The sequence below is a fragment of the Nitrospiraceae bacterium genome, from assembly GCA_020632595.1.
In the GTDB taxonomy this organism is placed as follows: Bacteria; Nitrospirota; Nitrospiria; order Nitrospirales; family UBA8639; genus Nitrospira_E.
In genome coordinates this window covers 245,330-258,104 of the sequence record JACKFF010000002.1, presented here as the reverse complement: position 1 = coordinate 258,104, position 12,775 = coordinate 245,330, and the positions used below count along the sequence as shown (strand labels likewise).

At 49.3% G+C, this 12,775-nt stretch carries 9 protein-coding genes; 7 read left to right on the top strand and 2 right to left on the bottom strand.

Going from position 1 to position 12,775, the window contains the following annotated elements; all coding sequences use genetic code 11:
- Positions 1-879: 879 nt before the first annotated feature.
- Positions 880-1,347, top strand: coding sequence for a hypothetical protein (locus tag H6750_06195; GenBank protein MCB9773902.1), 468 nt, complete (start codon positions 880-882; stop codon positions 1,345-1,347).
- 15 nt (positions 1,348-1,362) lie between these two features.
- The gene (locus H6750_06190; protein MCB9773901.1) at positions 1,363-1,944 is read left to right on the top strand and encodes a hypothetical protein; all 582 of its coding nucleotides are present in this window, start codon (positions 1,363-1,365) and stop codon (positions 1,942-1,944) included.
- A 724-nt stretch (positions 1,945-2,668) separates the two neighbouring features.
- Here the strand turns inward: H6750_06190 and H6750_06185 are convergent.
- Together H6750_06185 and H6750_06180 are read right to left on the bottom strand one after the other, a co-directional pair.
- Positions 2,669-2,923, bottom strand: coding sequence for a DUF5132 domain-containing protein (locus H6750_06185; GenBank protein ID MCB9773900.1), 255 nt, complete (start codon positions 2,921-2,923; stop codon positions 2,669-2,671).
- A 269-nt stretch (positions 2,924-3,192) separates the two neighbouring features.
- Entirely contained in the window at positions 3,193-3,723 is a 531-nt protein-coding gene (locus H6750_06180) for a DUF4136 domain-containing protein (protein ID MCB9773899.1), read from the bottom strand.
- Positions 3,724-4,715: 992 nt separating this feature from the next.
- Between H6750_06180 and H6750_06175 the strand changes: the two genes are divergently transcribed.
- From H6750_06175 to H6750_06155, 5 genes are all read left to right on the top strand, one after another.
- The gene (locus H6750_06175; GenBank protein MCB9773898.1) at positions 4,716-5,726 is read left to right on the top strand and encodes a hypothetical protein; all 1,011 of its coding nucleotides are present in this window, start codon (positions 4,716-4,718) and stop codon (positions 5,724-5,726) included.
- A gap of 422 nt (positions 5,727-6,148) precedes the next feature.
- Complete coding sequence (locus H6750_06170; protein ID MCB9773897.1) at positions 6,149-7,648, top strand: alginate export family protein; 1,500 nt, start codon at positions 6,149-6,151, stop codon at positions 7,646-7,648.
- An 835-nt stretch (positions 7,649-8,483) separates the two neighbouring features.
- The gene (locus H6750_06165) at positions 8,484-10,760 is read left to right on the top strand and encodes a VacJ family lipoprotein (GenBank protein MCB9773896.1); all 2,277 of its coding nucleotides are present in this window, start codon (positions 8,484-8,486) and stop codon (positions 10,758-10,760) included.
- A 53-nt stretch (positions 10,761-10,813) separates the two neighbouring features.
- The gene (locus H6750_06160; GenBank protein MCB9773895.1) at positions 10,814-11,440 is read left to right on the top strand and encodes a hypothetical protein; all 627 of its coding nucleotides are present in this window, start codon (positions 10,814-10,816) and stop codon (positions 11,438-11,440) included.
- A gap of 34 nt (positions 11,441-11,474) precedes the next feature.
- Positions 11,475-12,527: a hypothetical protein gene (locus tag H6750_06155; GenBank protein ID MCB9773894.1), complete on the top strand. Its 1,053-nt coding sequence runs from the start codon at positions 11,475-11,477 to the stop codon at positions 12,525-12,527.
- Positions 12,528-12,775: the final 248 nt, after the last annotated feature.

Genomic DNA, 12,775 nt, shown 5'->3' with positions numbered 1-12,775 from the left:
ATGTCCTTTCTGTCTGAAGTTCTCGCGTCATTCTTGGGAGTGCTGGCGGCTTTTATGGTCTTAGGTGCCTTAGCCGTTTAGTCCTTCGGATTCACACCCGGGATTCAAAAAATTGGGCGCCTCCTGCCAGTAGCAGGAGGCGCTTTTTTTCTGACTTCAAGAACCTGTAGAAAGTGCAACAGGACAGAAAAAAGGGAAGCTCTATTAGTGAGGCCAAGTAATTTACCAGATTATTTTCTTTGATCATGCTAATCAAGGAAGAGTCCACAGCGCTATCATCCCACAGCTAATCCAATCAATGTCCAAGTGACCCGATTCTTTCTGCAAGAGAAGGCCACATAAGGTCGGATCTACGCATGGGTTAAAGGACCTTCTCACTCAGAAGGATTCGAAGATATCTCCTAGACTGAGAACCTCCCAAAAGAATACCGCCTGTGGAAATTCTTCATTGCCTGGACAAAAGAGTTTATGGTGAAATGGCATCTCGTTTGGAACCTTGCGTTCGTGAAAGGGAGTGTTGAATAAAAAAGATTTTCAAGGGAAAATTTGCCCAGGATTAGATTACTCTTCAAAGGCTCCGGGTCGGTTCAAAAAAGCATGCCCTGAGTCTTCCCGAAGGGTCCGTCCAGCAAGGCCGCAGCCGTTTGTACGCGCGGAGCGTACACGTAGTACGTGAGCACGGAAAAATGGCGAGAACGCCGCTGGCGGCTTTTTTCAACAGACCCTGAAATGAAAGAGAAGATAAACACGTAACCCTCAGTTGGCAGGATTCTCACTGCCAAATCACTTATCAGAAAAACAAACCAGCTTCCAGAATCTCATTATTTTCCCAACCCACTTCGATCACAAAGAAAGGCCTATGCTATGAGCATGTCACGCATGACGCACATTTTCGCAATGGTGCTGACCTTGACCATGGGAATCATGGGAAACTCCATGGCCGCAAATGAGGAAATGCACCCCTTACCATTCATCATCACGGACATCGAACGCCACATTGCCGAATTGACCATTAACATTGAGAAGGTTTCGGACCGGATGAAGTTTTTACGCGAGGTTCCGGATTCCAATGATCCTCTCATTCAGGAAGTCCGGAATCTTGATCTGAGAGGCTGGGAACTGCATCAGGAACAATGGAAGCTGCAACTCGACGGATTGCGATTCACTGAGGGACTCTTGCGGAAAGTCCAGGACCATCCCGAAAAAAAACCCGAAGCCTTACAAGCCTGGCTTAGCCGACTTCAAGAATTTAAAGAGGCCATGAATGATTATCGACAACAACGGGCCGGGATCGAAGTGTTGCGCATAGAAACAGAAAGCAAGTTGATTGAACAATATTTGCGATAAGGCAAGGAGACCCGAATGGATTGCGTAAAACGACCGACCGTATTATTTGCCCTATGTTTGACGGGTATATGGTTCATCATGACAGGGTGTACCTCAGTCGATACCATTCTATTAACGAGCCAAACCTTTCCACCCAAAAAATCGACTTTAGATGTGGAAGTGATGGCTCTAGAGCCAAAATGCCCTCATATCGCCCTGGCCCAATTGAGTGTCCTGGATTCGGCGGAGAGTTATGCAGACGAGGAAGGGGCCATTATCAAAAAAGCGGCTGATTTAGGGGCCGACGCCGTCGTGCTCTATAAGGGAACAAAACGGACAGTCTCAACTCCCGCCTACGGAGGGTATGCGTACAATTACGGCTACCCCGGATGGGGATATGCCTCTTATGGTATGGGCGGGTACGGGGGATACGGTACAACCGGATACACAATAGGTGGATTCGGGTATTCGCCTTACGGCATGGGAACGCCCATGATGTATGACACAACGGTGAGATCGCTCACCGGAATTGCCATCCGCTATCAGGATGGCCCGCACTGCGTACCAGGTGGACCACAATCCAGACAGATCCACACATCCTTTCCACTTCAATCCTAAATTTTTTATGAAATCTCTAACGACCGGCTTTAGCATCTTTCCTATGGAATTCATATTTTGTGACATTGAGAAGGAAAGCCATCACCGAGGAAGGGAAACGCTCAGCAGTGCGAGTCATTCAAATGAAAATGTGTTTGGAGACATTGTCAAAGGCCGGAAAAACTGTAGAGATGATGGGCAGTGGATCCAAACCGGGGTTTAAGACTGTTCGTCTTTTACCGCTCGACAAATATTTCAGGGCAATCGAATTTCGCGCGGGAATAAAGCAGCAGAGTCTTACCTCTTCACAAACTGTCCTTCCTTCATTCCACACACAGGCAATCATGGCAATTCTAAGCAGCTAAGAGGATTCGGGGGAAATGACTTCAGTAACGGAAGAAAAACAGGTAGGGTAAAGACCAAACTTATGCCAAGCAGAAGGGATAATACAGCTCCTCCTCATTCAGGTCAGAGGCCCACTGAAGTTGCTGGTGAATGAATCTGAGAAGGGTAGAATCTGACCCTATCCTTCAAGCCGGCACTAAGGGTACCAACTGGGACAGTAATGTATTCCCCTCCGCATTTTGCCCCTGAGTCCTGACTTTCTGATAGAGAACAATCATCAAGGCACACGACTTCAACAATGGCTCACGTCCTTTTTTATCCTGGAAACAGCTCATCCCCCGACATAAGATTTGCGTGAGCTGAGCGGGGTATTGCCTGCCAAACTTGGGCTATTCCTTGGTCAAGCCTGCTGCGCTTTAGCCCGCGGCATTTTTTTATCGTGATGCTCGATTTCTGCCTTGGCCTCAGCCACAATGTCATTGAAATGTTCCCCGGTTTCAGAAACCATTTCTGAAACAGCGGCGTAGGCCACAAGACCTCCTTTAATAATTTCTTTGGCCATAGGCCGAAGTACCGATCCAATTCCCGACGCTATGGAGGGAGCAGCCACTGCGACAACAGCTCCGACCACCACACCACCAATGACAGCTTCCATGTTCTCCTCCTTTGTAGATAAAATTCTTAATTCTTCCCGGAAAACCGTTTGATTTTACCATAACCAGAAAGATTTAGTGAAGCTCCCCTTCAGTGGCGGGCCTGTGTACAGACCGTAAACGGCCGCATCCGCTTCACGCCACGCTACTTTTCAGCCCCATGCCAATGAAAGGACTTTCCGGCAATTTGATCGCATATCTTTTAAGATCGAGAAGCGTCTTTAAAAGAGATTCCATGGTAGTCGGACTTCGCGAAGCCAACCGTGATGCATCAGGAACGTTTTGGGGGGAATGTTGCCAGAACTTTATGGACGGCCTCATCAATTAGCTCCGTCTTCTCTTCATGGGATCTTTGCCAATCCACCTCTCCTTTGGCAACCCCACGCCAGATGACATGCTGCTTCTTCGAATCAAGCAGATCGAGTATGAGCGTGCCTTCCTCGTATTGGTAAACTTCTGCGTAGCCCATACCCATCCGATACGGTCTCATCAGGGGACCTTGCATAGGTTGGACCTGAATCCTCTCCTGAGTACCAACAAAATAGGTCACGTAAAAATCTGACTTCCCATCGATAATTTCCATGAATCCCTTGTTCGCAAGCTCGGCTGCGACAGCATCCTGAATCCTTTGCCGGGCCAGTGGGTTGCCCCCACCCAGATCGATAGCTCCTTCCGGCGTTTTCAGCAACCATGAAAATGTTTTCAACGCGGTAAAGTCAGTCGATTCATTATAATCGGAACTGACGGAGATACTGGAGCATCCGACAAAAACCGGAATCGACCAAAAAACAAAAAGTCTCATGAGACCTCGCATTCGTCACTCCCTTTCTTTTGCCACATGAATGGCATTCCCGAATCTCGGATTCACCGTTTTTATCACAAAGGACATTTCTCAAAGCATGCACCTGAAGATTTTCATCTGCCTGCCCGTGAGAGCTGTGTCGTTCTTCCTCCTGATCGACTTGTCATATTTGCGGCCGTTTGTCACAACAGAAACCCTCTCAAGATTGCTGCGTTCAAAGGGTCCAGGAGGATAGGCCGTTCCCCCGTTCCAATCATGGGGGCCGATTGGTGGTCGCCCATCAGCTTTCTGCCTGTCCCGGTTTTCTGGCACAAAACTATAACAGACACTTCTGACCCTTTTCGACTCAGGGAGTGTTGAATAATTAAGATTAACAAGGACAAAATTGCCCAGGATTAGATTACTCATCAAAGGCTCCGGGTCGGTTCAAAAAAGCATGCCCTGAGTCTGCCCGTAGGGTCCGTCCAGCAAGGCCGCAGCCGTTTGTACGCGCGGAGCGTACGCTGAGTACGTGAGCACGGGAAAATGGCGAGAACGCCGCTGGCGGCTTTTTTAAACCGACCCACTCAGGATCCTGAGGTCAGACATTCCCCCGCAACAAAGCTCCCAGGATAAGGGTTCGGATTTTGATTGCCTCAGCATGAATAGATACGTTAAAAACCCTGGCGTCCTTTCCAACATTCTGAGGCCGATGGGGTGTTGGCCCTGAACGGTACCAAATTCGACTTGGCGGCTCGGATCATGTCTGAAGAAGGATAAGCAGGGGGTTTTCTTGGAACATGACGTACGGCGTTCTACTTCACCCTGCAGGGAGGGATCCCTCAACCCCGTCATTCCTGCAATGTCCAATCGGAAATTTATCTGTGTGTGCCTGAGGATAAATGCCTGCCCTGACTCGCAGACATGACGCAAGGAGGATACATGTCCGTCGACAACTGCGGACCCGACGGCTGATGTTCTTGAGACGAACCGGCACAGGAGACCCTGCTCACATGCCTTTTTTTTCATCTCTTCTCATTGGAATTCTCGTCTTTCTCGCATCACCCTCGTTTGCCGGGTGGACGGTCACCGGCGAGAGCAATGTCTACTATACCGACGATGCCGCCCTGTTCTCCTCGACACGGCGGCTGAGTCGAAACCAGGACCCCACCCAACCGGTTATTGATAGCCTTCTCGCCAACCAGGGAGACGATGTGGTGTTTGAACCTACGGCCCACATCATGAAATCTTTCTCGTTGATGGGTCGACCTACCGAATTGGGTGTCCGTGGACAAGGGTTTGTGTTTACCAACAACACGCAATTCAATCACGGATCATTGAGCGTGGAGGCCTCCCATAATCTAACCTCCACCACAGCTCTCCTGATGCGCTATTTTTTCGGACCCGATTTATTTTTAGGGAAAAATGAGGTGCGGCCGATTGAGGAGTCTGACGGAAATCCCCCACAAGTAAAAAATGAAGAGGTCACCACTAATTATTGGGCTGGAGGGCTTGCTCAACAAATCCCCGGCATGGACGATCTCCGGCTTATTCTCTATGGCCGCTATGGATTGCGGGACTACGATAAACCCTTTAGACAGCGGGATACCAGGTTTTGGACTATCGGGACGCACATGGAATGGGCACCCACGCAGAAGATCGGGTTAGCTCTGGGCTACCATTATGAACGAGGATTGGCTGATGGGCGAAAGCAGCCGGAGTTGCAAGATGATATTTCTTACTTCAATCATTTCGTGACGGGAGAATTTGAATATGAGATCACAGAACGTCTTAGTTTGGAGATGGGACTTCATTATGAATTTAACGGATGGACCACCGGTATCCAGGGGGATGAACGCAAGGGACAACATGAAAATGTGATCCAGGGGGACATTGCCTCCCGATATCGGGTAAACGAGATACTTCAGATCACAGCCGGGTTTCAGGGGTCACATCGAAAAGAAAGCTTTGAAAAGGGGTTAAAAAATCTGAATACCTGGCTGGGTGCCAAATTGACTTTTTAATCTTCTCACGCCGGAAAAAATGATCCTCTCAGCAACCCTGAGGATGGGTAGATCAGAAAGTTTGGTTTAATCGAGTGTTGCGTGAGTGTGCTCTGTCTTAATGAGTTTTTTGCAATAGAGTGCTATCTTGTGGCGCTTCCACTTTGTCAGGGTTGTCATCCGAAGAAAAATTCATGCTAAAGAAGCATAACAGGTGAAAGCGAGTCCCTGAGCATTGATATTTCCACTTGCCGTTTTCAGGCAAAAAAACCGCCACCCCCTCCAGACAATGGAGAGGGGACCGAGGAGTGATCAGCTCCGACCTTTATCCATGCAATTGTCGAAAGAACCGGCACTTTAGAGCAGCCTAAATCAGGGCTTTATATCTCAGTATAGCTTCCATGCGGCCAAGGTTCACCCAGATCAGGAATGCCGGAAAGGTCATGTCTCTTTCCTTATGTTGGTTCCTGCTGACGGCATCCCCGTCCCTGGGAGAGGAACCCCACAAAAAGCCGACTCCTCCGCCGGAAGATCCCTACTTACTTTGGCGCTTGGATGCAGTCAGGAAAAGAACCAGAGAAATTCCTCAAAATGTATGGGAGCGGATTCGAAACGGTCAGAAGTGGACCTGGAATGAATATCCGGATCAAGTGATTATTCAGGAAGAAAACCTTATCAATTGGCCCCGGTATTTGTCCGCTGCCCTCAATACCCCCGAGTGGTTGGACCTGGGCTTTACCAATCGAGTTCGTCGAGAAGGATTTGATTACCCTTTTAAGGCCGACCAGAAAGGCAATACCTGGGCTTGGGATCAGCGAACCCGCTTTCGGGCCACCACAAAATGGAAGGTTTTCCGGGCGCAGCTAGAATTTCAAGGAGCGAATTCCGGTGAAAAGGCCGACACAGACATTGTTGGTTCTTCCGCGTTTAATGCGGCCAATATCCAACAATTGTTTGCGTCTATGACTCTCCAAAATTTCCTGGAGACCGGCCTTCGAACGGATCTTCACGTCGGTCGCATCAATATGGACATCGGGTCAAGACGCCTCGTCGCTCGTTCTCGTTTTCCCAATACTGCCCAGCCCTTTGATGGCATTCATTTAAGAGTAGCTGAGACCGATCAGTGGTTTTTCCGCGCCTTTTTTACAGAAGTTGTTGCCGATAACAACACCAGGAATCGCTTTGGCTTGTTTACCAATGGAGGTAATTATTTCTGGGGGCTTTCCTATGAAAACTCGCACTTTTCCTGGGCCAGGACCCAGCTCTACTATTTTGGCAGAGATGAAGAGAAGAAGGACGGAGGAACCGAAAGAAGGCATTCAACCTTAGGAGTCCGGGTCTATCAACAACCGGAAGTTGGAGCGTATGATTATGAAGCGGAATCTGCCTGGCAATTCGGCACATTGGACAACATGGATCATTTTGCCTATTTTCAACATTTCTCACTTGGTTATACCTTTGCCTTTCCATGGTCACCCAGGATTTTGGCCATGTACGATTACGCCAGTGGCACAAACAATCCTAATGGGAACAAAAGCCATACATTTGACAGCCTCTTTGGTGCGCGCAATTTTGAATATACCTCAACCAGTCTCTTCGGCCCTTTCTATCGTTCCAACATCAGCTCGCCGGGCATCCGGCTGATCACTCACCCACTCCCAACCCTGGATATCAATGTAAAATATCGAGCCTGGTATTTGGCCCAATCCCGGGATGAGTGGGTCAACTCCGGCATGCAGGATCCAACGGGGGCGGCAGGAAATTTTTTAGGACAGGATGTGCAGGTCAGAATTCAATGGCGTCCTTCCCCAAGCTTTACCATAGATGCAGGCTATGAACACTTCTTTAAGGGCTCTTATATTACAAATCAGACTGATGTGCCAGGAAATCCTCCAGCCAATAATACCAATTATTTCTATCTTCAAACCGAAGTCAGATTTTGATCCCTTGGAAAGAACCATCAGTTTAAAAGAAATTTTGCTCTGTTTGGATTTTTCCTATCTCATTTCCCATTCGGGTGAATGACGTAACTACTGCTGTTTAGCGTCATTCGTTCCGGCTTCAACCACAATGATGACAGCATCCACCTAAAACGCAGGTATTTGTTCCCGGCATCACGATGGTGGCATGCACCCCAAGGCGCATGACCCGCAACGCTAGACTATCTGCGCGATTGTCCGTAGAGGCCCCAATGGCGGCACCGGCCCGCTGCTTATCAGTGACGTGTAACCAACGATTATACGCTCTGCGAATTTTGAAAAAGCACACCGGTTACCCATGCAGCTGGAAACGAGCGAAGCCTCATCCCAGAGTGTTTCTATGGCAAGGGCATAGATACGGGCATCAAGAATTCGCTTCAAATAGGGCTGCGCACAAGGTTTTTCAATAGTTTTCAGTCGACGACACAATTCGCATTCATGAAAGAATGTTCTCGATGGCAATGCACATTGAATTGTATACAGGGCCATTTGATTTTTGGACACATAGTGACATTGCCATGTTCATGCGCTTTCCAGTCCATGGGTCATTTTTGTGCAAATGGTCCTCTCGAATTCTAGTATATGATTCCCTTTTCCAAAATGACTGCTTCGCACAAAATGACATGAGCCCAAATCGGGCCGGCGCTTGAGGCATGACTGGAGAATGGAGATCGGGAGGAGAGCTGCACTTTAATGTTGAAAATTTCCAATCTATTCCGCACAATGCGGGAGCACATTTTGATCATTTTCCTGGTGCCCGGATCAATTTTGCCCACACGCGAAATTATAAAGGAGGTGTATGTATACCCGTGTCTTGCTTCTTTTCATGCTATCGTTGCCCTCCCTTTTTGTATCTACGATTCACGCCCAGGAGCAAGAGACCTCCTATGATTATCCAGATGTCAGTCCCTATGCCGCGACAGTCATTGGAACGCCGACGGCGCTGAAAGCCGACCTTCCCAAGCATATCCCCGTTGAAGATCGGGAACTGACCGTCTTTCCGGATCGTACTCTCCCCGACATTCTCTGGTATGGGGAAAAAATGCGGTATTCATTGGTCGCCCAGGAAAAAGCCGCGCCATTGATATTTGTCATTGCCGGAACCGGTGCAGGGTATAATTCCGAAAAGATGCAGGTTCTGCAGCGAGCCTTTTTTCAAGCCGGCTTCCATGTTCTCTCTTTATCCTCGCCCACCCATCCGGACTTTATCGTCTCGGCCTCCCGCACCGGAATCCCCGGTCACCTTCTGGAGGATTCACAAGACTTGTATCGAGTCATGCGATTGGCCTGGCTGGACATTCAAACCGAAATCGAGGTCACAGAGTTTTATCTCACGGGATACAGTTTGGGCGCAGCCCAGGCCGCTTTTGTGTCCCAGCTTGACGGGGAGCAGGGAGATTTCCATTTTACAAAAGTTCTGCTGATCAACCCGCCGGTGAGCTTATATACCTCGACCTCCATCCTTGATGACATGTTGGCTGACAATATTCCCGGCGGCACCGATCAATTCCCGGATTTTTTCGACAAAGTGTTTCATGCCTTTTCGGAAGAATACCGGCATGGGGAATTCGTGAGTTTTAGCGGCGACTTTTTATATTCAGCCTATAAAAACCGGCAACCTTCTGATGGGGTCCTGGCTGCGCTCATTGGCACCTCATTTCGCCTCTCCTCCGCCAATATGATTTTCACGGCCGACGTCTTGACCAATTCGGGATATATCAAACCGAAAAATCTGGTCTTGTCGGCAACCGACTCGATGACGGACTATTTTAAAGTATCCAATCGCGTGACATTTTTGGATTATTTTCGTGAAATGTTTTACCCGTTTTTTCAATCCAGATACCCGTGGATGACGGAACAGGGGCTCATCGCAAGCCTTAGCCTGGCCACCCTGGAGGAATACCTAAGACACACCCCGAAAATCGGACTTTTGCATAATGCGGACGACATCATCCTTGCGCCCGGCGAATTGGATTATCTCAAGACCGTGTTCGGGCCGCGGGCTAAAATTTATCCCCGTGGAGGACATTGCGGCAATCTGGACCACCGGACTACCCTCAGTTTTATTGTAAACTTCTTTCGAAACCCGCTTCCCGCCAACATGGCCCAACACCCTGAAGCCATGCTTCCCATGCCCACACCGATGGCTGTTGGCTATCCAACCCATCTGGCAACAAGGCTGAACGAGCCTCCTTCCTCTCATATGCTAAAGAGAATTTCCTACCGGCCCTCTCTCGACTTCCAATCTCAACTCGATCAACAAATCCAGGACCTAGAGCGCAGACTTCAAGAATCTCATGCGTATCTCCGGACCGCACAAGCCCGGGCGACAGCTTCAGAAAACATTCCTGATCCTGCGCATCAGGGAGAGGCCCCCACCCCTCCGGACGCTGAAGATGAAATGATTGAACCGGCGAAACGGTCACTAAAAGACATCGTGCATTCGAACACCAGATATCTCGTGGATGTCTATGATCCCATCGAAGGGTTTAACCGTGGGATGTATAAATTTAATGCCCAGTTTGATGAATATATCTTCCTGCCGGTGGTGGAAGGGTATGAAGCCGTCATGCCCGATTTTTTCGAGGATCGAATCTCAAATTTCTTTTCGAACATCGCCGACATCCGTAATCTGTTCAACGCCATGCTTCAGCTCAAGGGAGAAGCCACACTGAACACTTTGGGACGCTTCCTCATTAATTGCACATTCGGATTAGGAGGGTTTTTTGATCATGCCACTCCCTTAGGTATACCCCAACAGACAGAGGATTTCGGGCAAACGCTCGGGCATTACGGACTAAACCCCGGAGCCTATTTCGTACTTCCCATTTTCGGACCTTCATCCATGAGGGACACCGCCGGACTACTGACAGACTCCGCGGCCAGATTCTTTTATTTGTACACTCCCTTACATCTCAACAATCATCTTGAACGCAGTTTTCCCTTTTCTGTGACATGGGGAGTGGATACGAGGCATCGATTGAGTTTTCGGTACTACCAAACCGGCTCTCCGTTCGAATATGACCTGATTCGGTTTCTCTACACAAAATATCGGGAGTTAGAAATTGCCAAGTAACCGGTATAGGCATCTTTGCAGTGTCATCACGTTCTTTGTAAGATGACGCCACGATGATTCAATTGCTGCAGAGGGAGATCCTGACGAATCTTGGCCGCGCATGCCTGCTGCTGGTTCTTTTAGGTTATGGAGGGGTCGGTGAAAGAGCCTTTGGAGATTCTTCGATTGATGGACTCGTCGATCTCACGGGAGGAGTCATTCCTTTGCTTTCCTATGATTCCGGAACAAGTTTTTCAGGCGGAGGCGAATTGTTTTCAGGAGGAAGGCTTTCCTCTCGTGGCGACGTGCGGTATCTGGTCCGACTGAAAAATCAGACCGGCGATCCCATTGAGGCCGACTCCCTGATCCTCGTCGTGGACAAAATTCAAGATATGGCACAGCTCCGTGATGTGACCACCAGCCTCGATATTCAAGGGACCGATGGGACTACTGAAAATGGGAAACCGTATTTTCGTGTTCCGGTTGATGGCCAGGCAGAACTCCCCCCATACGGTGAAAGCGAATCGTTCCTCATCGAAATCAAGAATCCTGACCTTCTTCGATTATACCCTCCGGTCTTACGAGTCCGGGGAATCCGAAAGACCGCCTCTCATGCCTTTCAAGGTGCGCTGCAGAACTTGATCCAGGAAGGTGTTGTGACACCTGAAGAAGCCCAAAAGGCAATGGACCAATCGCAATAACAACAGGCAACGTCAGTGTCCGGGGAAAATCCGCATGACTCAAGAAGGGGTGAACAGAGTGGATAAACATATTCAAGCCATGAGAATCAGCCTATCCGGTGTGGCGCTCTTCTTCATGGTGAGCATTGGAACGGTGCCGGCCACATACGGAGGCAGCCTGAATGAACCCAACCCCGTGAGCGGACATTCCATTTCTCTCAAGGAAATCACGCCTGCGGATGTCCTGGCCCGGGTTCAGATGCTTCGTGATACCCTGGAATTGATCCGGTTTGAAATGGGAAAACCGCCGGCAACCCATTTTGAAACCATCGTCACCAATGTTCAAGCCCATGAAGCCTATTTCCAGGCCCTCACCCTCTTTCAGAAAGCCGACCATCTGGCCCTGGAACTCACGGGGAGCACAGGACTTTCTCCGGAGCCCATTTCCCTTTCCGCTCTTGCACCCTTGCATATCTGGAAAATGGTAAACGCGAGCTACCTTCGTATTCTGGCCATTAAGGAAGAATTAGGCCTGAAGGAAATTATTGCGGAGCGCCCCGAAGATCCCTCGACCGGTCTGACAGAAACCGGACGTGCCATTGTGCAAGCCAACCGCCAAATTAACCTTCTGCAGGAGCGCCACTTCTCACCCAGCGATGTGTCGCAACAGGTGCTTCTAGCCAGTCGGTATGCTAAAAAATTGCTGGCCAGACTTCCCCAACCGGAGGTGGCTTCGGAGACTCCCCCGCTCGATAGGGGCAAGCAGCCGAGCGATGTGTTTCTCCGCCTGGTTGAATGCTATGCCATTCTGGAAACGATTGCCCATCAGTCCGGCATTCCTGTTCTTCATCTTGATCTGCCTGCCGCGCAAAAGGTCGGAGTATCCCGGCAATTGGAACCAAGCGACGTCTATGATATGGCCACCCTCCTGGTTTCGGATCTGGCCTATCTTCATGCGCAAATGAAAAGCCACGACCCTCCAAAACCCATTCCCTATCCCGGACGCACGTTCCCTTCCCATGTCTTCCAACAAGCGACCGTGCTTCTTCATCAACTGGAGGCACTGGCACAGTTGGTCGGAAACGATCCAACATGGATCACCCGCTAGAGAATGGACCCCTATTGAAAATCTTTCATCCATACTCCTTCAACAATATCCCCTTTCTTGACGCAGAATGATAATTGGGTATGCTCCGCCTCGTCCCTCGACGAGATCGAAAATATCCGCCACAGTGATTTCGTTAAAGGGAGTGTTGAATAATAAAGATTTTCAAGGGCAAATTTGCCCAGGATTAGATCACTCATCAACGGCTCCGGGTCGGTTCAAAAAAGCATGCCCTGAGTCTTCCCGAAGGG

Bases quoted from the DNA above. Each gene is read 5' to 3' on its own strand.
- H6750_06170 (MCB9773897.1), top strand. From the start codon at position 6,149: ATGTCTCTTTCCTTATGTTGGTTCCTGCTGACGGCATCCCCGTCCCTG.
- H6750_06190 (MCB9773901.1), top strand. From the start codon at position 1,363: ATGGATTGCGTAAAACGACCGACCGTATTATTTGCCCTATGTTTGACG.
- H6750_06165 (MCB9773896.1), top strand. From the start codon at position 8,484: ATGTATACCCGTGTCTTGCTTCTTTTCATGCTATCGTTGCCCTCCCTT.
- H6750_06195 (MCB9773902.1), top strand. From the start codon at position 880: ATGACGCACATTTTCGCAATGGTGCTGACCTTGACCATGGGAATCATG.
- H6750_06175 (MCB9773898.1), top strand. From the start codon at position 4,716: ATGCCTTTTTTTTCATCTCTTCTCATTGGAATTCTCGTCTTTCTCGCA.
- H6750_06180 (MCB9773899.1), bottom strand. From the start codon at position 3,723: ATGAGACTTTTTGTTTTTTGGTCGATTCCGGTTTTTGTCGGATGCTCC.
- H6750_06185 (MCB9773900.1), bottom strand. From the start codon at position 2,923: ATGGAAGCTGTCATTGGTGGTGTGGTGGTCGGAGCTGTTGTCGCAGTG.
- H6750_06155 (MCB9773894.1), top strand. From the start codon at position 11,475: ATGACTCAAGAAGGGGTGAACAGAGTGGATAAACATATTCAAGCCATG.
- H6750_06160 (MCB9773895.1), top strand. From the start codon at position 10,814: ATGATTCAATTGCTGCAGAGGGAGATCCTGACGAATCTTGGCCGCGCA.